At 43.7% G+C, this 24,048-nt stretch carries 15 protein-coding genes and 3 tRNA genes; 6 read left to right on the top strand and 12 right to left on the bottom strand.

Annotated features, from left to right (window positions below):
- Positions 1-595 precede the first annotated feature (595 nt).
- The 4 genes from B0I21_RS14915 to B0I21_RS14900 are packed head-to-tail and all read right to left on the bottom strand — an operon-like array spanning position 596 to position 7,231.
- Positions 596-1,966: a sulfatase family protein gene (locus B0I21_RS14915; protein ID WP_133641279.1), complete on the bottom strand. Its 1,371-nt coding sequence runs from the start codon at positions 1,964-1,966 to the stop codon at positions 596-598.
- A gap of 12 nt (positions 1,967-1,978) precedes the next feature.
- Positions 1,979-3,934, bottom strand: coding sequence for a heparin-sulfate lyase HepC (hepC, locus tag B0I21_RS14910; protein WP_133641278.1), 1,956 nt, complete (start codon positions 3,932-3,934; stop codon positions 1,979-1,981).
- A gap of 13 nt (positions 3,935-3,947) precedes the next feature.
- Positions 3,948-5,975, bottom strand: coding sequence for a heparin-sulfate lyase HepC (hepC, locus tag B0I21_RS14905; RefSeq protein ID WP_133641277.1), 2,028 nt, complete (start codon positions 5,973-5,975; stop codon positions 3,948-3,950).
- On the bottom strand, positions 5,972-7,231 hold the full coding sequence (locus B0I21_RS14900; RefSeq protein WP_133641276.1) for a glycoside hydrolase family 88 protein: 1,260 nt from the start codon (positions 7,229-7,231) through the stop codon (positions 5,972-5,974). Before B0I21_RS14900 ends, hepC (B0I21_RS14905) begins: the two co-directional genes overlap by 4 nt.
- 297 nt (positions 7,232-7,528) lie before the next feature.
- On the opposite strand from B0I21_RS14900, the gene B0I21_RS14895 reads away from it, so the two are divergent.
- The 4 genes from B0I21_RS14895 (at position 7,529) to B0I21_RS14880 (ending at position 14,306) form a co-directional block, all read left to right on the top strand.
- Positions 7,529-10,687, top strand: coding sequence for a SusC/RagA family TonB-linked outer membrane protein (locus B0I21_RS14895; RefSeq protein ID WP_133641275.1), 3,159 nt, complete (start codon positions 7,529-7,531; stop codon positions 10,685-10,687).
- Between the two features lie 17 nt (positions 10,688-10,704).
- Positions 10,705-12,594: a RagB/SusD family nutrient uptake outer membrane protein gene (locus B0I21_RS14890; RefSeq protein WP_133641274.1), complete on the top strand. Its 1,890-nt coding sequence runs from the start codon at positions 10,705-10,707 to the stop codon at positions 12,592-12,594.
- A 47-nt stretch (positions 12,595-12,641) separates the two neighbouring features.
- Positions 12,642-13,532, top strand: coding sequence for a heparin lyase I family protein (locus B0I21_RS14885; protein ID WP_243836149.1), 891 nt, complete (start codon positions 12,642-12,644; stop codon positions 13,530-13,532).
- Between the two features lie 192 nt (positions 13,533-13,724).
- Positions 13,725-14,306 carry a helix-turn-helix domain-containing protein gene (locus B0I21_RS14880; RefSeq protein WP_133641273.1) on the top strand — a complete coding sequence of 194 codons (582 nt, stop codon included), beginning with the start codon at positions 13,725-13,727 and terminating at the stop codon, positions 14,304-14,306.
- A 213-nt stretch (positions 14,307-14,519) separates the two neighbouring features.
- Here the strand turns inward: B0I21_RS14880 and B0I21_RS14875 are convergent, their stop codons facing one another.
- From B0I21_RS14875 to B0I21_RS14840, 8 genes are all read right to left on the bottom strand, one after another.
- Positions 14,520-15,863 carry a hypothetical protein gene (locus B0I21_RS14875; protein WP_133641272.1) on the bottom strand — a complete coding sequence of 448 codons (1,344 nt, stop codon included), beginning with the start codon at positions 15,861-15,863 and terminating at the stop codon, positions 14,520-14,522.
- A gap of 1 nt (position 15,864) precedes the next feature.
- Positions 15,865-17,004: a hypothetical protein gene (locus B0I21_RS14870; RefSeq protein WP_133641271.1), complete on the bottom strand. Its 1,140-nt coding sequence runs from the start codon at positions 17,002-17,004 to the stop codon at positions 15,865-15,867.
- Positions 17,005-17,365: 361 nt separating this feature from the next.
- A complete protein-coding gene (locus B0I21_RS14865; RefSeq protein ID WP_133641270.1) occupies positions 17,366-18,811 on the bottom strand; it encodes an IS1182 family transposase in 1,446 nt (481 codons plus the stop codon).
- Positions 18,812-18,960: 149 nt separating this feature from the next.
- A tRNA-Pro gene (locus B0I21_RS14860) sits at positions 18,961-19,034 on the bottom strand.
- Positions 19,035-19,147: 113 nt separating this feature from the next.
- Positions 19,148-19,232: transfer RNA gene (locus B0I21_RS14855), tRNA-Leu, on the bottom strand.
- Positions 19,233-19,237: 5 nt separating this feature from the next.
- A tRNA-Gly gene (locus B0I21_RS14850) sits at positions 19,238-19,310 on the bottom strand.
- Between the two features lie 280 nt (positions 19,311-19,590).
- Positions 19,591-20,328 (bottom strand): DUF6733 family protein, encoded by a 738-nt coding sequence (locus tag B0I21_RS14845; RefSeq protein ID WP_133641269.1) that lies wholly within the window; start codon positions 20,326-20,328, stop codon positions 19,591-19,593.
- Between the two features lie 128 nt (positions 20,329-20,456).
- The gene (locus B0I21_RS14840) at positions 20,457-20,939 is read right to left on the bottom strand and encodes a regulatory protein RecX (RefSeq protein ID WP_133641268.1); all 483 of its coding nucleotides are present in this window, start codon (positions 20,937-20,939) and stop codon (positions 20,457-20,459) included.
- Between the two features lie 68 nt (positions 20,940-21,007).
- On the opposite strand from B0I21_RS14840, the gene B0I21_RS14835 reads away from it, so the two are divergent.
- Entirely contained in the window at positions 21,008-23,437 is a 2,430-nt protein-coding gene (locus tag B0I21_RS14835) for a bifunctional UDP-N-acetylmuramoyl-tripeptide:D-alanyl-D-alanine ligase/alanine racemase (RefSeq protein WP_133641267.1), read from the top strand.
- 14 nt (positions 23,438-23,451) lie between these two features.
- Positions 23,452-24,048 carry a DUF502 domain-containing protein gene (locus B0I21_RS14830; RefSeq protein ID WP_133641266.1) on the top strand — a complete coding sequence of 199 codons (597 nt, stop codon included), beginning with the start codon at positions 23,452-23,454 and terminating at the stop codon, positions 24,046-24,048.

Genomic DNA, 24,048 nt, shown 5'->3' with positions numbered 1-24,048 from the left:
AAAAGTTAAAACAAAGAATTGTGATACCGACAACGTAAACATTAATCTTACTAATTGACCTCGTAGAGGTCACATATCTATAGCAATCCTTTGAAAGTTAAAACCGACCCCGTAGAGGATCCCATATATGTTGTTCGTTCGTAGTGCGACCCCAAGTGGGGTCGAAGATCGTGACGAATTTTTTGGCTATATACATTTGACCCCGTTGGGGTCATTCTTAAACAATTAAGAATTTAAAAGTCAAAAGTGACAAGTCAAAATTATCTTCGATGAGCTCGCTGCGCTCGGTTAAAAAGTCATAAGTGACGAGTTGTAAACTAGAAGTCGTAAGAGATGTTAAAGACGCGCGCTAAAACCTCGTACTGCAATGACAAAATCGCTTTATCACCCGTTATATCTCACTACGTACTATTCCATACTAAAGATTGCCGCGCCCTCGTTCCTCAGGCTCGCAATGACGTTTAAGCCCAAAAATGCTTCATTGCGAGGAAGTATGACGCGGCAATCTGCATTTTTGCAAACGCAAAAATCGCTCGTCCTCGTTCCTCCTACTTTTATTCAACATCATATCGCACTACGCATTACGCTATACGCACTACTCATTACGCACCAAAAGGCGCTGCAATAAGTGATCATTCGTTTTCACTGCCCAATCGTATAGCTTTTTCCGAAATGAGGCGGCTGTTGTTTCGTAGGCAGTATTGACAATAAGGTTTTGTATTTCGTAAGGGTCGCTTGTCAGGTTGAAGAGCTGCTCGTTGTTGCGGAAATTGCGGTACAGCACATATTTGAAATCCTTAGTGACGACGGCCCAACCCCGAGTTTGTACGCCGTCAAGGAGGGTTTCGATAAAGACCTCCGTGTGAAGGGTGTCTTGGTGTCCATCCAGTATTGGTCGAAGGCTTTTGCCTAAAAGGGCTTGCTTGGGCTGTATATCGGCATAATCCAAGATGGTTTGGTAAATATCCAACGAGGTGTTGACTAACGCCGTTTTGTTGATGGCTCCATTTTCTTTCTGGCCAGGCTTTTTCACAATAAAGGGTACACGAATGACTTCTTCCTGTAAGGTTCGTTTTTGATTTCCGCGTTGTGCGCCCACGGCATCACCGTGATCACTTACAAGTAGAATAAGGCTATTATCATAGAGGTTGTTCGCTTTAAGGGCAGCAACTAGCTTACTAATTTCATGATCGACACGTTCTACTAAGCGGTAATACGCGTTTAGATAAGCTCTCCAATCGTCATCCGTATAGCGTTTCGTTGGGTATGACCGCGGGTCGGCCTCCCGATTCAGCAGCACCGCCTCTGGAAAGTACGCTGGTATCGCTGCGTTGTAGGGTAGTTGCGGATATGCTTTCGCGTTACCTGCCTCCACCGGGCCGGTAGGGAGAAATTCCGAACGAGCATATTCACAGATCTCGTGTGGATTAAGGAACGAAGCAACATAAAAGAGCGGCTTATCTCGTTTCTTTTGAAAATACGGAATGCTTCTCGGCACAATCTGCGTGTCATCCATATCGCAAACTTTTGTAAAACCAGTGCCTTCAGCGGGCAGATTTACTTGGGTCGGGGCGTGCCATTTCCCAGCATACAGGCATTCATAACCTTCATCTGCGAGAAGACGACCGAGACTAAATTGGAGGTGCTCTTCTGCGAGATTTGGCCCGTGATCTGGCCCGTTGTCCGCCACAGCAATCTGCACAGGCATCTTGCCGGTAATCAAACTCGCTCGCGAAGGGCCGCATACCGGATAAGATACATATGAACGTTTAAATAACATACCGTCGCGAGCCAAACCATCTATACCGGGCGTATGTACATCTTTATTGCCAACATAGCTTAATGCATTTGCCGTCTGTTGATCTGTGATGATCAGGATAATGTTTGGGCGGGAGCTACTAGACTGTGCATATAGCAGTATATTACTTCCAAAGAATAGCAACAAACAGTTCAAGACGATTTTCATAAAGATTTCAATTTATTGTTGGAAGTTCACATTGTAAATTTTGCTATTCACGGAAACGCGGATAAGCTGTTTTTCCATGTCGTGTTCGAGCAGCTTCACGCTCGGAGGTTTCGCACCGTCGAATGGGAGGACTATGGTCATAAAGTAGGAGGTGTTTTTTCCTTTCTGGCGTTGGAAAGCAAAGGCTGGCCGTGCTATTTCTTCGCGATAGCGATACGAAACTTTACCCTCTTCTGTAACTAATGCGGACGGTGACTTGATCAGTAATTCTTGCACCAATAGGTTATTTCCATCGCTATATTGAGTAAAGAATCTCTTTTGCTGCTTGTCTATAACCGGATGGGAGTTTTCTGCTAACTGATAATGTACATCAAGCTGGCCAACAGCTGCGCCTTCAGCACGATCAAGGATGAGGAAGAACTGCTTATTAACAAATAAAACTGTTCTTTCGTGACTAAGACCTGCATAGCTTGGGTTCGTAAAGGTTAGCTGATCAACGCTATCGCTCGTCGACCAATGCACAAGCTGAGCTTCCGTCGCTTCCATGTTTCGGTTATCTAGCGTTAGCGTCTGGTGCACTTTAGTCTGTCTGTACCATTCACGCATTTTCATAATCTCTTTATCCCCGCTGTATACATAACACCCAGCATCGGGCATAAAATTTCTACCTTTTACCCAGAGTTCAAATGTACCATTATCTGGTTGCGCATGGAAGTAACCTTGCGGTCCAGCTTTGACGACCATAGCCGTAGCAAGACTATCCCAACCGTTCCTGAACGTGTAAAAGCCAGCGTCTTTTAATGCCGTGGACAGGTAATTTGGTTTACTTCCTTGGCGGCCTTCCGTAGCAAAGTAGGTGAACACAGGGTTGTCTGGAAAAGATTTGCGCCAAAAACCGTACTGCGCTATTTTCCCATTTTTATCTGTTAGCCAGCTATCACCAAACATAGGGAAGCTGTAGTCGGGAAACGAGAAGTTGATGGTGGCCGTTATCATTTTTTTCACAGTGTTGCGATAATCGCTAGGAAATTCCTGCCCTAAACCGGCTAGTTGTGCTGTGTAGAGTGCACGAAGAAAGATATCGATTGCTGCCGTGTGGTAGGTGGGGGATAGCTCAAACTGCACGCCATCGTCAAAGATCTGCTTCTTAATTTCGGTATTTAATACGCTGATGCCTCCCAGACGCCAATCGGCCGCCTGACGAAATTCCGGAAAGAAACATCCCGCCAATACCATACGCTCTGCTTCAAACAACAAGTGATTGCCGATAGCCGAGTAATGTGCAGGTATATAGTTCGCTTGCTCCTGGTAGCTATTTAGAAATTCCATCAGAAATTCGGAAGTAAATGCTGGTGATTCGATAAATAAGGAAAACGTGACGGGAAGACTTTTTATACGATCAGAAACTTCTAACGGCCGCCAAGCGTAAAAATCGTTGTCTTCTGATAGACCGCGCGGGTTTTTCTTCACCCAATCGCTAAACTGATAAATCCATTCTTTTGCATATTTTTCATCACCTGTCGCTTGATAGGCTCTGCCCATGGATTCCCACCAGCCTACGCGATGGAGTTGCCATCGCACTTCATTATCTTTTACTGGCCAATATTGCCAATTGATATCAGTGCCATAATCAAAAAAATCGTAACCCTTATGCGGTTGAAAGTGGTGCTTGAGCGCGTTATCGGCCCTTTGCAGATCAGCCTTTTCCAGAGGGTTCTCTTTCAGTTTTTGAAGCTCTTCGCTACCGAATGTTGGGTGGCCCTTCAACGGTCGATTACGAAAATACGATAGTAGGGCCATCGCCGCTTTATCGTATTCTTCGTTTTTATAATGATCATTAACCTTTTCTAATCCCGGGTAGGTGAGATCAATTGCGGAGAAGCTTTCTTTGCTTACACGTGACTGTGCCAACACAAATATGGGGCACAGAAAGAGAAGGAAGATGTATATAAAACTTGGTTTGTTCATGATGTTAGGCGAGTTAAAGTTGTTCTTGGATATGTATAATCTTACCATGGATATTAACCGACAAATCGATCTTTCCACTATCTGTACTATGCCCGGCGTTTGCCGTGACAACGGTAGCCGGTGCCTGTTGTCCGTCAAACGGCAGCATTAAAGTCATGAAGGATGCTGTCCGTTTGTTTTTGTTTTTATTGATGGAAAATGCTGGTCGCTCGATTTCTTCTTGGTAGCGATACGACACAAAGCCTTTCTCCGTGGTCAGCTTAACCGAGGTAGAGTCGAGCGACTGAATAAGTAAATTGTTTCCATCAGCGTATCGCGTGACCAGCTTATTTCTTTGTTGATCGACCAGCGGATTGCTTTTCTCCGCCAGTGTAAAATGAATATTTAGCACGCCATCGGCCTCCCCCATAGCACGGTCAATAATTAAAAAGAAGTGTTGATCGATGAAGAAGATTGTCCGTTGATGGGCCAATGTCGGGTAGCTGGGGTTTGTAAAAGATAGCACTTCGTAGTCCTTTTGCGTCGCCCATCGGTGTAAGTGAGCATCATTAAGAATGTTTTCGTTGTTCAAGGTCAGTGTCTGGTGAACCCGGGTTTGCCTGTACCAATCTTTCTTGTTATTGGTTTTAGCATTGTCATTATAAATATAGCTTCCTGAATCGGGCGTGAAATTTCGCCCTTTTACCCAAAGATTAAAGGTGCCGTTATCCGGGTGAGCATGAAAATAGGCAGGAGGGCCGGCTTTTATTTGCATAACGGTTGCAGTAGGTAGCCAGCTATTTCTAAAGCTGTAAAATCCTGAATTTTTCATTGCAAAGGATAAGTGCTTTGGGGGTGTACCCCGCTTGCCTTCGGTCGAAAAGTACTGAAGTTCAGGGTCGTTCGGGAAAAGCGCTAACCAGTCTTGGTAGCGTGCCAACATGACTGATTTTGTAGGTTCAAATGAATTTCCATACAAAGGATAGGTGTAGTCCGGGAATGAGTAATTCGCGACCGCTGCAATCATTTTCCTGATTTTCTCTTGATGGCGTTTTGGAAACTCGTGTTCCATGCCATTGCTTTGTGCGATACGGAGGGCATCTGTAAAGATCTCGATCGCACCAATATGATAGGATGTTGAAAGCTCAAATTGTACACCATCAGCCAACACTTGTTTTTGCATTTCTGTATTCAGCACCTGTATGCCACTTTCCCGCCATTTGCTAGCGTTCTTAAATTCAGGGAATGTGCATCCTGCATATAGCATATGCAAAGCTTCATATAATAGATGATTGCCAATATCGGTATAGTTTGCTTTTACATAGTCCGCCTGCTGCTGGTAGCTATTTAGAAAAGCCATTAAAAAAGCCGGCGTTAGGCTAGGGGAATCTATAAACATGTTAAAATAGGCTGACCAGTTATTCAAGCGGAAGGAAACCACGAAGGCTTTCCACGCAAAGTTTTTTTCATCCGGGTACCGCCCCAACGGGTTATTGTCTATCCAGCTGGTCGTTTGGTTCATCCAGGCTTTTGCATACTTTTCATCGCCCGATGACCAGTAGGCTAAACCCAGTTGTTCCCACCAGTTTGTTCGATGTAAAAAGGTGCGAATAAGTTGGTCTTGTACCGGTTGATACTGCCAGTTGATATCATTTCGGCCATAATCGTAGTACGGATATCCTTTATGGGGCTTGAGTTTATGGACAAGTGCGTTATCTGCTATTGTTTGATTCTCTGTAGAAAGTTGTTTACCAGCATACTTAGTTTTATCTTCTCGATTGTACCGAATATGGTTTACCGAGTGACGCTCCCTGTAGTAATGCAGTAGTTTTTCTGCTGCTTTTCCATAGTGCTTTTTTGTTACATATTTTTTTACTTCCTCTAGTCCCGCATAATCCAGATCAATATGCATGAAGTCTGCAGCCGTAATGTTATAGACTGCCGAGTCCGCGCTTGGTGAGCTATGCGATGTTATCGATTGCCATTTCTGAATGGGTGCTTCTGCTTTACCGAAAGAAATCATACCCGTTAGGGATGCGGCTATACAAATCTTATATTTCATACCATTGGATTTAATCCGTTATCAACCTGGTTTATAAAGGTAACTTGTCGGTTTATTAGCGCTTTGTAACGCACAAGGGCTTCCAAAAAATAGTAATCGGCATAGTTTATAGGGGTGTCGATTTCAGAGTTGTATAGAAAAGCTCCTACGCTGTGCTTCAATATAAAGTAAGCGTTTTCGTCTTTTTTTGACAAGTATTTTTCCGAGCACAATGTCCGAAGAATATCTTCGGCATAGCGCATGTAAAGCTGCCCGTTGGGTGCTTGCTTGCTTAATTGAAGGAGTGCGGATGCAATGACGGCGGCAGCGGATACATCACGAGGGGCGCCTTGCTTTTCCAACGCGTTGTGCACATCAAAATCCCAAGCAGGAATCTTGTCGTCAGGCATACGAGGATGCTGCATGATAAATTTAGCAATTTTTTCCGCCTGTTTTAAAAATAATGGGTCCTTCGTATTTTCGTAAGCCATGACATAGCCGTATAGACCCCAAGCCTGCCCCCGTGCCCAGGAAGATTCGTGGGTTAAACCTTGGTGCGTTTCCTTACTGATTACCTTTCCCGATGTTGCATCATAATTGATGAGGTGATACGAACTGCTATTCGGTCGGAAGTGGTGTCGAAGCGTGGTTTTTGCATGTTGATTGGCCGCCTCGAAGTAACTGGCTACATGAAATTGTTGAGATGCCCAAAACAGGAATTCCAGATTCATCATATTATCAATGATTACGGGAAATTCCCAAGGGCCAAAATCCCAGGAGCGAATGGCGCCAACATGCGGATTGTAGCGCGCGTAGAGATGCTTTGCGCCTTGCCGCAGTACAGGTAAATAGGTCGAGTCAGCGGTTAGCCTGTAAGCATTGCCATAGGAGCAGTATAACATAAAACCCAGATCATGTGTATTGGTGATATGCTGCACAGAATCCAACGCTAAAGTAAAGCGTCGTGCGTCAGCAGCGAGATCAGGCTCTTGAGACAGCTCATACCCATACCAGAGGCTGCCGGGAAAAAAGCCATTTGTCCAGTCGCGTATCGTTACCAAACGAACGCTGCCATCTGCATTGATGGACCGTGGATTCTGATGGATGTTGTAAATAGATGCTGCTTTTTTTAATTGGTATACGGCGAGTTGTTCTGCGTCGGAAACCCAATTGTTTTCCGTTTTTCGATTTTGACAGAAGGCAGGCGAGTAACATACCGTACTTACAGAAAAAGCAACAATCGTTCGCCTAAAAAAGAGGGATAATGATTTGTTCATATGCGTTAGCTACAAAATTTAGATTTCGATAAAGTTAGGGTGTTCGGCATTTGTTTAGTTTCAATTTTGTTGAAATCTATTTCAGTTTTGTATTGATCGGTTTGCTAGGAAGAATGTGCTGCTCAGCCATTTGATGATGGTTCAAAAGCGGCTATGTATCTATGTTTCGCTGGATCGCAGCTTTTAAATTAACACAATATTGAAAGTTTCTCACTCATTATTGAAGGTGCTTTTTTACGCGGGGCTATATCTTTGTGGGATAAGCTAAAATGCCAATTCTTAAAAAAATCTACTATTATGGTTAAACGATACGTTTGGTTACTCGTGATCATTTGTCTCCATGTTAGCGTGCATGCGCAGCAGTTGGTTAACATTCGTGGAAAAGTAACAGGGAGTGATGGCCTGCCCATTGCAGGAGCAACAGTGCAGGAAAATGGAAAAGCTGCGTCGACGGTTACGAATAAAGACGGGACATATGCGATCGAAGTTTCATCCACAGCTACGTTGCTGTTCTCTTTTGTAGGCTATAACAAAGCAGAGGAATCTGTAAATGGTAAGCGGATTATAGATGTAGCGCTACAGGAGACTGAAAATACGATGGACGAGGTCGTTGTCATTGGTTATGGACAAGTACAACGGAAAGATCTGACGGGCGCTGTATCCTCAGTAAAAGGTGAGGAAATTGCAAAGATTCCGGTCCAGAGTGTTGCGCAAGCGATGCAGGGACGTCTGGCCGGCGTCCAGGTGGCTATGTCTGACGGAACACCCGGTGCGGAACCATCGATAAAAATCAGGGGTGGGACATCTATTACACAAAGCAACGAGCCACTTTACGTGGTAGACGGGATTCCCCAAACCGAAGGACTCGCTTTTCTTGATCCGATGGATGTTGAATCTGTTGATGTATTGAAAGACGCGTCCGCAACAGCAATTTACGGAGCGCAAGGCGCAAATGGAGTTGTTCTGGTGACAACAAAAAAGGCGAAAAGCGGGCGGTTACAAATCAATTACGACAATTACATCGGTGCTAAAAAGATAAGCAAGGAAATTGCCGTTATGAATCCCTACGATTATACCACCTTGTTGTATGAAAATGCACTCCGTGATCCGTTACTACTGGAACGGTTCACCACAAACTATGGTAGCTTCGATTCGTTGGAGCTGTTGTATGGAAACCGTGCTGGAATAAATTGGCAACGCGAACTTTTTGGGCAGGCCGTCGTGAATCAATACCATAAAGTAAGCGTCAGTGGCGGAAGCCAAGAAACCAAGTTCAATATATTTTATGCGTTGAATGATGATGAGGGACTCTTGCGTAACAGCGGCTCCACAAAAAATATCGCCAAGCTGACCTTAAGTCATAATGCAAACAACAAGATCTTGGTGAATGGAATTATTAATTATTCCGATCAGAAAATCACCGGAATGGGAACGCAGGAGGGAGGCAACGCACGATTGAGTATGTTACAGACCTTGCTACAATACAGGCCCGTTATCGGGCGATTTGGAAATGATGAAAGCTTACTGGATTTCGAGACGGATCCGTTGGATAATCCAGAATCTCCAGCTTTTCAAAGCCCCTTAATCACAGTTGAATCACAGTTGCGGGAATCAATAAGTAAGGCGTTGAATGCCAATTTCACACTCCAATATAATTTTAATAACAAGCTTAATTACAAAGGCTTAGTTGGCTATACAGACCGGGGGGTAAAGAGTAAGCAATTTAACGATGCCAGAGGAATCGCTGCTCTGCGTAGCGGCGGGCCTTTTGGCAGTGTATCGCATAATCTTTATCGACGGTTTAACTACAATAACACCTTAAATTACAAAGATACGTTCGCTGATATCCATCGGTTGGACGTTACGGTAGGGCAAGAATATATCTACAATTACAGCGAAGGGCTGCTAGCTAGTGCTTCGGTGTTTCCAAGCGTAAACTTAGGTTGGGATAATCTAGGCCTAGGCACCGTTGCCGGCTTTCCGCAAACCTTCGCTGAGGATGATAAGATGCTATCCTTCTTTGGCCGGGCTAATTACACGCTACGCGATAAATATTTATTCACAGGGAGTCTACGGGCCGACGGATCGTCTAAGTTCGGCACCGCCAATAAATGGGGTGTTTTTCCTTCAGCGGCGTTTTCGTGGCGCATTATCAACGAAGCGTTTATGACAAACCTAACAGCGATTTCGGATCTTAAGTTACGGCTAAGCTACGGTATGGCAGGGAATAACCGTATTGCAAACTACGCTGCGCTAGGCATCTTTACCTCAGGCTTCTATCCCTTGGGCAATGAAGTCGTGGCAGCAGCCTTTCAGAGCAATTTGCCAAACCCCGGTCTGAAATGGGAAGCCGTTGAATCCAAAAACCTAGGCTTAGACATCGGATTTCTTAAACAGCGCTTCACGTTGACAGCTGAGTTGTACGATAACCGTTCGAGAGATTTGCTTTATAACACCCGTATACCGTCAAGCTCGGGGTTTGTGACGCAGTTTCAAAATATCGGGACAACATCCAGCAGAGGTTTGGAATTGACCCTGAATACCACCAATATTGATCGCGGTAATTTTAAATGGAATTCAAGCTTCAACATCGCATTTAACCGCACCAAAGTGCTCAGCCTAAGTGATGGGGAAACCTCTTTATTAACGAATAGCTACACGACAATATCGGATTATATCCTCGAGGTGGGTCGTCCTGTGGGATTAATGTATGGCTACCAGCGAGACGGCCTTTACCAGGTTGAAGATTTCAATTTTGACCCTACTGCCGGCACCTACACGCTAAGAGATGGCGTGGTGAGCGATAATATAGCCGTGCAGCCCGGTTTCATAAAATTTAAAGATATCAGCGGACCTAATGGGCAACCTGATGGGCTAATTAATGAGCTTGACCGAACGGTTATTGGCAATGCAAACCCTGCATACAGCGGCGGACTAAACAATACATTTAGCTATAAGGGGTTTGATCTGAGCATTTTCATCAACTTTACCGTTGGGCATGACATCTACAATGCGAATGTATTGAACAATGCCAATCTGCAAACCGAGTATGCCAACCGGTTTGCACGTTTTGCAGATCGATGGACGACCATTGATAGAAATGGTAATCGTATTACAGATCCCGTTCAATTGGCTACGGTGAACCAAGGCAAAACTAATCCGGCATGGAATGGGAATAATACGGGACGGTTGTACGATGATATTATCGAAGACGGCTCCTTTCTGCGTATCAACAACGTCAGCTTAGGGTATACGTTTCCAAAATCTTGGGTCAGTAAAGTGAAATTGTCTAACGCTCGGCTTTATTGTACGGCTTACAATCTGCACGTCTTCACCAAATATTCAGGTTACGATCCTGAGGTAAGTGTGATTCGGACGGCGTTAACGCCGGGCGTAGATTTTAGCGCTTATCCGCGCGCTATGTCGTTCGTTGCCGGCTTAAATCTTTCTCTATAATTCAAACAAAACCAACTATGAAACGCTTTTCCAATCGATTGAATATTTACATTTGGAGCCTACTGCTTTCTGCCGCGGCTTCTATTACGGCCTGCACAAAAACATTGGAGGTAGATCCTTACTCTTATTTTACCAGCAGCACTTTTTTTGCAAACGAAGACGAGGCCTATATGGCCACATTGGGCGTGTATGAAATTATGTCAAGTTTAGACACCTACGGTTGGTTCATTCCCCTGGTTTTTGATGCAGCGACCGATGTCGGCCAAATGGCCCCTGGCGCGGACGACTATCGAAATATTGGTCATTATTTAGGGATAAGCCAAAATCCTACGTTTTACACCGTATGGTCCAAACTCTATAACGGAATAGACCGGGCGAACGTGGTTATCGAAAAAATACCGCAGATGGAGCAGTTTAATTCGGGCTCAGCAGCAGCGAAGAACAACCTCAATCGTATGCTGGGCGAGGCCAAGTTTTTGCGCGGGTTTTACGCTGCTGAGTTGGTCCGTCTTTGGGGCGACGTGCCCTTTAAAACGCAGCGTTCGCAAGCGGGTGATGAGTTACGGGGAGCTTTAGTGGATCGCTATGAAATATATGCTCAAATTATTAAAGACATGCAGGAGGCGGCGGAGCTGCTGCCCGCCGAACTGCCAAAGGATGAGCGCGTGAATAGATGGGCAGCTAAAGCGATGTTGGCAAAAGTAGCCCTTCTTGCGGGCGGGTATTCGCTACGAGCTAATGGGCAAATGGAACGCCCCGCAGATTACAGAAGATACTACGAGCTGGCGAAGGGGCTGATCGACGAGGTTATAGCCGCCCAAGTTTACAAGCTGAACCCGGTGTATTCGCAAATATTCAAAAACCAAAGCCAGCACGTTTTTGATCCCACGGAAAATATATTCGAAATCGCTTTTTACAATCCTGCCGGACAGCGTGGCAACGCTTCTTGGGTGGGCCATTACAATGCGCCTATCACCGCAAACGGTGTCTACGGCAGCACAAACCCGCGATGGCGTGCCATGAAACCTTTTTATGCCAGTTTCCACGCAGGCGATCTGCGCAGAGACTTTTCTATCGCCAGCTACTCCATCAACGCCTTAGGTAATCGTGTTCCTTTGTTTACTGCAAGGCAAGATGAAACTTGGGCTCCCGGAAAATGGAGTCGGGAGTACCAAACCAATAGCCCGCTAGAAAGAGCCTATACGCACATCAACTGGGTGGTTATGCGCTACGCAGATTTACTTCTTCTGCGTGCAGAGGTCGAAAACGAATTGAATGACGGGCCGAATGCGGTAGCTTATGAGGCTATCAACCAAGTTCGGAGGCGGGCCTTTGGTATTGATAATGCCGGATCACAAATTTCCGTAGCGATGACCAATGCGGGCACGGGGTATGGATCGCCAATAAATGTGCTGTTTAGTGTGGAAGGCGGTGGGGGAAGCGATGCTTCCATTGCCGCAACAACCCTTGTCGCGGGCACAGGAGCCATCGGCAACGTGGTGGTGCTGAATGCCGGCAAAGGCTACACAGCAGCACCGACCGTTACCGTGAGGAGTGTAAATGGGAGCGGTAGAGGCGCAACTGCTGTAGCAAGATTGGTTCCCAAACCAACGGCATCTAGTGTAGAGCTGCAGGCAGGACTTTCCAAGGATGCATTTTTTCAGGCCGTAGTAAGCGAACGGGGCTGGGAGCTTTGTTTTGAAGGGATGCGCCGTGCAGATCTAATTCGTTGGAATCTTCTTGCATTTAAAATTCAAGAAACAACCGCTGCCTTGAGAGCGATCCGTGCCAACTATTCCTACGAGGCTGGTATAAATTTCAGGGCGGGTAAGCACGAGTTGTGGCCCTTTCCATCCAATGAAACAGATGTCAATAAAAATATAAATCGAAATAACCCCGGTTATTGATGCGGATTTAATCAGCGTCTACCCACACACAACCAAATAAAACGAATATGAAAAAGAATCAACCATTAATGTTCGCCTTGGAAGCCTGCTTCCTTGCCGTCTTGTTGCTATCCTGCAAGCAAACCTCCACATTTAATTTTCCAAACCAAACGGAGCCGTCGACGCTTAAGGGTGTAACGGCTGGTTTGATAGCAGGTTCAGTATCAGACACGATTTTACAAATTGACTACGAAACGCAGGAGGAAAATGGTGGCTTTGCGTGGATAAATCCGACCAACGCGCCCGCAACAGATGCTGCATCTATTGCATCGCCAGGTCGTAGCGGCAATTACGCCATTGCACACAAGGTGGTTTTAGGCGATCCTGGATATTTTTCCAACGAAGCCTATCGGAGCGAGTCGGATGCGATAAATATGCCAGCGGCACTATTTTTTCCGGGAGACAAAAGACGTTATGAATTTAGCGTGAATTTGGTAGAGTGGGAATTGTGGAATCCGGCAAATACGCCCTATGGTGACAACATCTTTCAGCTTAAAGTTTCTGGTGGAGATCCCGTTCCTATTCGGTTTCTTACAAAAAGACATGCTATTGTGGCTCGCTACGGTGCGAAAGGACAAGCGACTATCGTACCAGATTTTCGGCAGCATATTAACAAATGGATAGATTTTCGAATAGACGTGCTATGGGGCGATCAAGGTGATGGCTGGATGAAGGTATATACCCGGCTACCTGGACAAAGCACCTACACCTTGCAATTCGAAAATTTAAATGCGACGACGTTCACAGGGGTACAGCTCGATAAAGGTCAGAAAGGATATATCAAATGGGGCGTGTATCGCGAGGCAGGAAAGGATAGTGCTGGTCATGTTATCACGACAGATAATATCCTGCGCCGAACAGCGCTTCACGATGATATCCGCATTATAAAGTTACCGTAAATTTTCACGTCACATCCGATAGATCAGACGGGCTAGTTTGATCTATCGCCGTATTAATCAGGAGAGTTGAAAATGCGGATAGCTCTATAAGCGGTTTGGAAGTGAGGTGTCGATCTGGCGTATAGCGATTTCTTGCCAAAAATGTTATATTTGGTAAGTTTATCAACAGTAAAACCTGACCGCCGTTTACACATGGAAGACAATACCATATTTAAAATCAGTTCTAAAATTAAAGAGATTCGGAAAGAAAAGGGAATCACCATTCAAGACCTTGCGGATAGAGCAGGAGTGAGTAAAGGTTTAATTTCCCAGATCGAAAATAATCGTACAGCGCCATCGCTTTTCGTACTTATTAACATCGTAAATTCGTTAGAAGTCGATCTGAATGAATTTTTTAAGGATTTTAAATCTACTGCAAACGAAGGTCCGATCATCGTCCGTAAGAAAGAAAACTACGAGGCATTTGAAAAGGAGCAGGCGGAGGGTTTTCATTACAGCCGCATTTTCGCCTCCTCGATTGAAAAATCTACACTAGACATTGTGTTGTTAGAGCTTGCCCCAAATGCGTCTCGACCAATGGTAGAAACGGAGGCTTTTGAGTACAAATATATTATTCAGGGTGAGGTGGAGTATGTTTTCCCGGATCGGGTAGTCTCGCTCGCTGCCGGAGATTCCATTTTCTTTGATGGGCGAGTGTCGCACACACCGCGAAACACAGGAAAAGTACCCGCATTGATGTTGATCGTTTATTTCTTTGACGGCGCAAAGAGTTAAATCCGCCATTGAGCAATCTACAAGTGGAACTTCTAAAGTTGTTTTCCGTTGATCTGCCCGAAGAAGAATTGATTGAATTAAAACGGATCAGTTTCAAAGCATCTGTTTGCTAAATTCTTTTTGCAACGCGCAAGAGGCGAAGGCTACGAAGTTTCTGATCGAATATGTTTACGCTAGAAAGCTTTATTAGTCTGCTTTCTTGATGATTTTTTTCTAAACCTGGCTGTTATCAAAGTATACATCGATTTGATAATCATTAGGGAAATTATTGCGTAATTCGTCTGCATCAAAATTCGAGCAGGAAAAAATTATAAACTTGTTTTTAAAGGGTAACTGATTTGTTCCTTTGGGATTATCGTTCAAAAAAAGTTCTGCATTCTCAGGATTGAGCGTGGTATATTTTTCATGATTTTGGATGATACAATGAACTAGCCCCATTGGGTTTTGATTTTCACTTACATAACAGGAAAAATACCTTTCACCCGCTTCCAAATCAAATCCGATAATTATTCGTACGGGAATATTAACTTCAGTTTGACTACTATATTTATGATTAATACTTAAGGCAATCCACTTTGACATATGACCACTGTGCAGACGTTCAAAAGGAGACAAGGGAACAAGCAGCTCTCCGTCAGCGGTAGGGTAAAGTGGATTGCCTTGTGAGTCTGTCGCAAACCAATCATCATTATCGTATTTAAATGAGGCGTTACCTGATGAAGAAAATGACAATGATCTTCCTGTCCAAAGAAGGCTCCCCTCTCTATCATATTCCGTTGCAGTATCCAAAAGATCAAAATTGTAATCTCCATTTTGTGAAATGCTTGTCATTTCACAGAATTGAACATAAACAAGCTTGAGTTTATTGTCCGTCGTCGTACGTTTGAGTACTACGTTTTCGGCTTTAGCAGATCTTGCTACAGTCGGAAACATAATCCCGTCAAAAATCTCAGCGTCCATCAAATGTTTAGCGATAGCGATACTTAGTTTATAATAGTTTAAACCTAATTTTTCAACACTTTTGGTGAAAACTGAGGCCAAATAATTATAAACTACTTGGTTTAACTCATTAGCAGAGCCGGTTTGTTCGACGAAGGTGTAAACTTGATGAAGATCATCTATGCTCCTCGAGCTATCCAGTTCAGCAAATGCCTGCATTGTAAAGCCGATGTGGTTTAATAAAATTTGATCTGTTGTTCGCCAGAACGATAACATGAAAGTGTCTCCAACTTTTAAGTTCAGTTCCGCTATTGGCACACCACGACCAACACTGCCATAAAATACTTGTTCGCCAATATCATTTGCTCTTCCCATCGTTGTAATAACGTCTAATGGTGGGTAAACTAAATCTTTCAGATTAGTTGGTTTACCACAAGCTCTGCCCCGAAAGATGTGAATCGGTGGATGAAATATCGGTACGGTAGTCTGATAACCTATAAATAAAGGCTCAAGTATTTTAGAAAGCTCATTTATGGTTATTGTGCCTAAATCAGCTTGTTCAATAGCCCGGATAGCATTTTCTATAGCCTCTTTGTTAAGTTCTGGCATTTCTTCCATCTTACTTTATTGTAGCGCTTATCTTTTCAAAATTCGCTTTACTAATTGGGTCAGAGCCTATTTTAATATCGTAAAGAGTTTTTTGGAGTTCATATATCGACGAATAGATTAACGGTATCTGTTCAATTCGGGAATCGCTTTTGGTATTTGCAGTAAGATTAAGATTGTCAAACATTACTTCAGCTCGTTTCAGCCATTTCTTTTCGAGGGTCGTATTAGCCTGATCCCAATAGGTTTCGAATGTTTTATAACTAATCGTTTGATATTCTTCCCCATTTTTCAACAGCATTAGATCGCCAATAGCATCTTGCCAGTCACGGTAAATAAGTCCCAATTTTACAGATACCTCATCAACAATTTTATCCTTGACAGTTTGAAGTTCAGTCAAAGCAATATTGACAGGTTGTGCTAATTTGGAAAGGTCTTCAATAAAGTTGTCTTTCGTAGCATTGTCGCCTTGGTTAAGCCGGAGAATATTTTTCATGCTACATGTTGCATGAACAAGGTGGTCAATTTCTACGGCGAAATTTTCCAAATCTACTTGTGGGACTGCATTGGTGTCTTTGCTCACATGCTGAAATATAGCTTTAACAACATACATTTCGACACGCTGTCCATCAGCAAGGCTGGACTCAATTGCCCGTATCCGTTCGATAATTTGATGGCTTGTTTTGGCTTTTTTTTTGATAACAATATTCGGCTCTTGGATGCGGTAAATACGAATCCACCCCAATAGTGTGCAAAGCCTGAACACTGTACTACGGTACTTATAATCATAAAATCCTATCAGTGGCGTTTGCTGCCATAAATAATGAGATCTTGTTTGGAAAATCTCCTTTAGCCTGTGATTGAAAGAGTTTGCTGAAGAAAAAAGATTTCGTTTGGATTTTATAAATAGTTCTTGCCCTTTTTTTCTTTTTACACGGTTTTCTACTATCAAAGGGATTAGATAGTCTTTAATCAAAAAGCCCAAAAATAAAGTGGTGAGAGCTGTAGTAGCTGCGATCAAGGCAGTTTGAACGGATACCTCATTCAACTTTAATGTGACTTTATGATTTTCGGCAACCTTATTTAAGGAGTCGATTTGACCATGTAAGTATTCAAGGCTATCAGCGGCTAATTTCATTCTTGAGGTTTTCATAAAGATATCATTTTAAAACGAATATCTCCACTGTTGAAAATTAAAAAATTGATATTAAATTATTTGAAAAGATCACGAATCAAATAAATCGTTAGGATTTACCTTTCGAACTTCCCAAAAAAGATTCGCTTAATTACAAAAGCCTCTTGAATAGATCGAGGGCACTGAAAAAGTCTCAAGTTTTTAATGAGTCCTAAAGAAATGACTGAGTACAGGGTTTACCTTACTCGGTCATTTTTGTTTAAAGGATTTCTGGAAGTTTGTTTTTTAATTGCCTTGCTGAAGATTTAGTCGGATAGGACTTGCTATTTGAGTTTTTAGCATCCCATCTAGGCTCTTTTTGAGGTAATATTCCTCCTTTTTAGATCAATTTCAGGATTCTTTTCAAGTTTACAGTGAAGATGGCCATTGCACCCTGCATTTCCATGTTTTGGATGCCATAGGAATCAGCTCTGCCATAACCATGGACATTCTTGAGCTCACTGTTCTTGGCTTCAATTTTATACCTTTCCTTAGACTTGCTCCGGTAATGATCGGTTTGCTGGAAAGCCATCTGTTCTTTATGGAGTTCGGATTTAATGGTTATTGAATAGGTCTTTGTTTTTGAGCCTTCCCTGTAACATCCCTCTCTGAAAGGGCAAACTTTACATTTCTCCACATCAAAGTAATACGTGTCTGCTTGATTTTTACCAATGTTCTTTTTGCCCTGACGGGCCTTCCTGATTGCCAGGTGGCCTGCTGGACAGACAAACATTCCTGCATCTTTATTGTAGTGAAAGTGATCGCCTTCTTTCCTGAATCCCTTGCTGACTGCCGGATTTAATTTAGCTATGATATCAATGTCCTGCTCTTTTACCAGCCGAAGGTTGTCTTTTCCAGAATATGCGGCATCACCTATTATCGTGTCCACTTGCATTCCATTTTGCTGGCTGATCTCCAGTAACCGGGGTAGTTCCGGTCCATCACCTTTCTCGCCCGTGGTAACCACCGCTGCTGTGATGATGCGTTCCTCTGTCATCGCCAGATGCGTTTTATAACCAAAGAAACTACTGTCCACTGATTTGTGTCCAAGCCTAGCCTGATCATCTTTAGAGAGCAGATAGTATTCTTTTGTGTCATCAATAGTTTCCTTCAACAGGTTCAACTTTTCCTTTACAGCCGGTATTTCACTCATAGATTGATCCTGATCCAGCACCCTCTGTAATTCCCTGCAATAGGCAAGCTCTTGCTCCAAGTCGCTCGATTCGTTCTTCTCTGGCAGATTCTCCTTGTAATCCTCATCAATCTGATATATCGCTTTTCTTAATAACTTGGAGCGCTCCCTGAGTACTTCCAATGCTGTATATGGGTTCGATCTGGAATGGGTATGGGTCGCGTCTACGATGATGGATTTCGATTTGATAATACCCTTTTCAAGAGCGATCGTTACGGTCTTGTTGATCAACAGCTTCAATAGATCCATATCCTTTAATCGTAGTTTACGGAATTTGGTAAGCGAACTTGGATTGATCACATCCTCCTCAGGGGCCATTTCCAGAAAGTATTTAGACATATCGTATCTGGAACGCTCAACGACATCAACATCCGAAACGGTGTAGATCGTCTTTAACAAAAGGTACTTGAACATCTTAATAGGGCTCTCCGCTGTACGCCCATTGATCAGGCAATACTTCTCCAAAAGCTCCTCATGGATAAAACTGAAATCGATAAGATCGTTGATTTTTCGAAGTAGATTGTCTTTTGGAACAATGATATCGTACAATCCTGAATAGGAACTGAACTGTAATTTCTGTTGGGTAGAGAGCATCCTGATGTCCGTTAAAGGCTACTTTAAGATACGAAAAAAGGAGCAGAAAACTGATATTCTCTACTCCTTTTTTTTAGCCTTTTTCTAAAGGGACTTTTTCAATGCCCTCAATAGATCAAAGAGGCTTTTAAATAAATGGTATTTTTATGTCGGGATGGCCGGATTTGAACCGACGACCTCCAGCACCCCATGCTGGCGCGATACCGGGCTACGCTACATCCCGAAAACCGGTTGGTAAATAGATAAAAATGATACTTGTCAAAGAGAATACATGTGTTTCTCGCTCAGACTATTGAAGCAAGAAACGATAAGCTTCTTCTGTCAAGATTTTTGAAGTACCTAGGGCGGGAATCGAACCCGCACTCCCTTAACGGGAACAGGATTTTAAGTCCTGCGTGTCTACCAGTTCCACCACCTAGGCAACTGAGCGAAAGACGAGATTCGAACTCGCGACCCCAACCTTGGCAAGGTTGTGCTCTACCAACTGAGCTACTTTCGCTTAACGTGGTGCAAATATAGAAGAATTATGGAGTGCAGCAAAATATATTTAAAAAAAATCATGCGCTTTGTTATAGCCATTCATGGCTCTTCACTCCGTATATATATCGGACTATACGCAGCTCTTTTGATATATAAAAAATGCCACCCGGCGGTTGTCAAGCCTTACGTTTCCGGGTGGCGGGATTTGCCCGGCATATCCCTTATCATATGGAGTGTCGTTATAGCAGGAAAGCGGAATGAATCCGCTTTCCTGTTTTGTAAAACAAAGAGTATGATGGCTAAAACGAAAAGCCAGTGGATAATTTATAGAAGGAATCTTTAGCCTGCAGATCATTTTTCAATTCTGGTCCGGCAGAAAATCTGATAAAGCTTGCCACACGAGGCACATTCAGCTGGATGTATGGACCTAACCATTGATAATAGTCTGCTACGCCGTTTACATCATCTTTGGTACGTCTTAAATGTTCAAAGTGTCCACCTACGGAGAAATTAGGGCTTACTTTGTAGCCGGCATTTGCCCAATAGTGGAGGTAAGCTAATGTCGAAGCACCTTCCGGAGCCTCATCACGCAGCGGCGCGTAATATCCGGCATAGATTTCACTCTCGAATTTAGGTTTGTCTACGTTGAAAAATAAATTCGGAACAATACCATCACCCGCGATTCCGCCGAGCTGTCCTGAAGTAGCACCTTTGGATAGCAAATCGCCAAAAGTGAAGCCGATGTTAGGGTTCAACGTGATCCCGTCCGCTAAGTAAAGATTTACCCCACCACCGAATTCTGTCCAGTTACCCCAAGCTGCTGCGGTACCAGCACCCCAAAAAATTCCGTAAGCAGATAGTCCAATCTTATCAGAAAGCTTGTATTCTACGCCGGCACTCGGCGCTACGCCGAAAAATTGGTCGGAAGTTAGGCTTAGGGAGAACGTTGCACTGTTATCTTGCGCGTTTGTGGTAAATACACAGGCAGAAAGTGCTGTGATGCTTAAAATTGTTTTTAAAAAGTTGTTTTTTTTCATAAAAACGTTTGTTGTTAGATAGACATTTGATTAATTGATGCTAAAATAGGTCTATTTTTTATAAAAACAAGTTTTTATTTGAAAAAATTCAAAAAAATATACTTTTTTATGTCCTTTTTGTAATTTATCTATTCATAAGTTGATATTATTTTATTTATTACATCGATTTCAAACCCTTTTGATAGCAAAAAAGTCTTTAATTTCACAGTTTCAGCGAAGGATAGCTTCGATATATCTGTTTTTATTCGCTTCGCTATTGCTTCCTTGATCTTTTCCTCATATTCGTCGGGCCCAATTTCTCGTAAAGCGATGCGAATAAGCGGATCTGATACGCGTTTTCCTTTCAGATGCTGCTTAATTTTGATTTTTCCCCAACCCTTCATTCTAAATTTTCCCAACGCATACGCCTTTGCAAATCGTTCTTCGTTCAGAAAGTTTTCTTCTATTAATGTGGAAATGATGTGTTCGACATCGGTTTGGTGTAGTCCCCACTCATACAATTTATCGCGAACCTCCTGCTGTGCACGTTCTTGGTAGGCGCAGTAGCCCTCGGCCTTTTGCCTCGCTTGCTGTGGTGTAAACTTCTTCTTTTCCTTGTTCCATTCGTCCATCTTGCAAATCTTGAAAAAATGGTGCACTTCTTGAAAATATTGATGAAATTTGTTTGCATCATTTATTTATGTACACAATAGCGACAATCTATTCGGCTGTTCGACACGAACGCATACAAATCGCAGATCCACAACTCGAAATTGTCGACCTGGCGTATGACACGCGTAAAATACGCAACGGTGGACATAGCCTTTTCTTTGCGTTGAAAAACGTTCGGGATGGGCATCTGTTTCTTCAGGATGCTTATCAGAAAGGAGTCCGTGCGTTTGTGGTATCGCAGCAGCAGATCGACACAAGTAGTTTTCCAGAGGCAAATTTTATTTGGGTGCACGATGTGCTGCACGCCATGCAAGAGTTAGCTCGTTTCCATCGTTTGCAATTTCGCAAACCTGTTATAGGCATAACGGGTAGCAATGGAAAAACGGTGGTTAAAGAATGGTTGACACAGTTGTTGCAAAAGGATAAGCGTGTGTATCAAAGCCCGAAAAGCTATAATTCGCAACTCGGCGTGGCTTTAGCGCTTTGGAACTTATCTAACGATTACGATATCGCATTAATTGAGGCAGGCATAAGCCTGCCTGGCGAAATGTCTTTGCTGGAAAATATGATTATTCCGGATGTAGGCATATTTACGAACATTGGCGCAGCCCATGCAAGTGGTTTTTCCTCAAAACAACAGAAGCTCGAGGAGAAGTTGCTATTGTTTAAGAGATCCAAGCAGGTGATCTTTCCTTCCCGATATAACATTGGTGCATTTTTGCCGAAGATGGTTGCACATTTTAGTTTTGGCTCGGAAGATCACGATGAAGTGAGGATTCTTCGCCTGGAAGACCATGGCCGGTTGGATACTAGGATGCAGATTGCTTACCGAAACGAAATTGCGACATTTACGATCCCGTTTCGCGACAAAGCATCTATTGAAAACATTTTGATTTGCCTATCGGCGTTGCTTTTTTTCGGCTATTCGTTAGATGCTATCGCTCACAAATTGGCCCAACTGCGCCCATTGGACATGCGCCTTCAATTGAAGACGGGTAAAAACGGATGTTCTATCATCGATGACACCTATTCCAACGATCTGGCATCTCTGCAGATCGCTTTAGACTTTCTTTTCCAACAGCAGCAACATCGGAGAAAAACCTTGATCCTTTCCGATATGGAAGGCTTGGACGATAAGCTTCGGCAGAAGCTCGTACAGCTCTTACAAAAGCAGCAACTCGACCGAGTTATTTTGGTGGGCGCAGGTTTATCCTTCCTACTGGATCAGTTGTCGGGTGCTGTAGAGCTCTTTGCTTCTACAGAAGCCTTGCTGCTGGCCCTGCAAAGTATGCGTTTTCAGGACGAATCTATCCTAATAAAAGGAGGACGTGTGTTTCACCTGGAAGACGTCAGTAAGCATTTGGTAGCGAAGTCGCACGAGACTGTTCTAGAAATCAACCTCAATGCACTCGAACATAACCTACAGATTTATCGCGCAAAACTGCCGCAAGAGGTAAAGTTAATGGTGATGGTCAAAGCGTTTTCCTATGGTAGCGGCAGTTATGAAGTCGCCAATCTATTACAATATAATAAGGTGGATTACCTCACGGTCGCTTTTGCGGACGAGGGGGTTGAGCTACGTCAGCACGGCATTGAGCTTCCTATCATGGTATTAAGTCCGGATGAGCAGATCTTTGAGTCGTTATTGGCGCATCGTTTAGAGCCCGAGCTTTATAGTTTTCGCGTGTTGCAAGCCTTTATACATTTCCTGAAGCGGCGGAAGGTGGCTAACTATCCAGTTCACATAAAAATAGACACGGGCATGCACCGCTTGGGTTTTATGCCTTCAGAAATCGAGGAACTTATCAGCATATTGCGCGACTCGGTAGAGATCGTTCCGGTCAGTGTTTTATCGCATTTGGTGGCATCTGGCAATAGCCAGCATGATGCCTTTACCCAACAACAGATTGCAGTCTTTGATCAGTGTGCCGATACCCTTGAGCAGCGGCTAGGCGTTAAACCGCTACGGCACATTGCCAATACATCCGGGATTGTACGCTGGCCAGAAGCCTATATGGACATGGTTCGATTGGGGATTGGCCTCTATGGTGTAGACATGAGCAATGCACTGGATCTGGAAATGGTGAGTGTTTTGAAGACGACGATCACGCAGGTGAAGCGTCTACCCGCGGGAGAAACGGTAGGCTACGACCGCAAAGGTGTGCTGCATCGAGACAGCCGGATAGCCACCGTAAAGATTGGCTACGCGGATGGATATAACAGAAGGTTTGGCCAGGGGGTCGGTACGATGTCCATCAACGGGCAGCTCGTCCACACCGTGGGTTCTATCTGTATGGATATGTGTATGCTCGATGTCACAGATGTCATCGCTAACGAAGGCGATGAAGTTGTTGTGTTTCCGGATGTGATGAAAGCGGCATCGGCTATTGACACCATTCCGTATGAGTTGCTGGTAAATATTTCATCACGAGTAAAAAGAGTGTATTTTTACGGATAATTAAAGGATTAGCTATGATAAAGAAAGTTTCTCAGAAACTATTGTATTATTTGATAAAGGGCGCGTTGGTTGTTGTGCCTGTGGCCGGCGCCGTCTTTCTGATTATATGGGCCGTTGCTGCCGTGGATAACGCGTTGAATTTGACCTCTCATTTTTTGCAAGATGAAGAAGGTCATCCGCTATACATACCGGGCATCGGTATTCTGACGGTATTATGCATGCTTATTTTGGTTGGGCTAATCTTCACCAACTTGGTCACCGAACCTATTCGTGCTTGGCTAAAACGATCGATCAACAAAATTCCATTGTTCAACACGCTTTATTCCTCCATCAAAGATTTTACAGAGGCGTTTGTAGGCGATGCAAAAAAATTCAACGAGCCGGTCCTCGTGTTGGTTAACGAAACCGGATTAAAAAAAATTGGCTTCCTAACGCAGCGTGATTTGGGTAAAATAGGTTTGCCGGACGAAGTTATTGTGTACTTCCCTTATTCATATTCTGTAGCCGGGCAGGTTGTCGTGGTTAAATCTACGCAGGTTCAAAAGCTGAATATGACGGCTACCGATGCGATGAAACTTGTGGTCTCCGGCGGGGTCAGCGGCATAGAATAG

It is taken from the genome of Sphingobacterium paludis (genome assembly GCF_004364125.1).
Lineage (GTDB): Bacteria > Bacteroidota > Bacteroidia > Sphingobacteriales > Sphingobacteriaceae > Sphingobacterium > Sphingobacterium paludis.
Note: the sequence above shows the minus strand (reverse complement) of the source record. Positions and strands in the feature narration are given on the sequence as shown.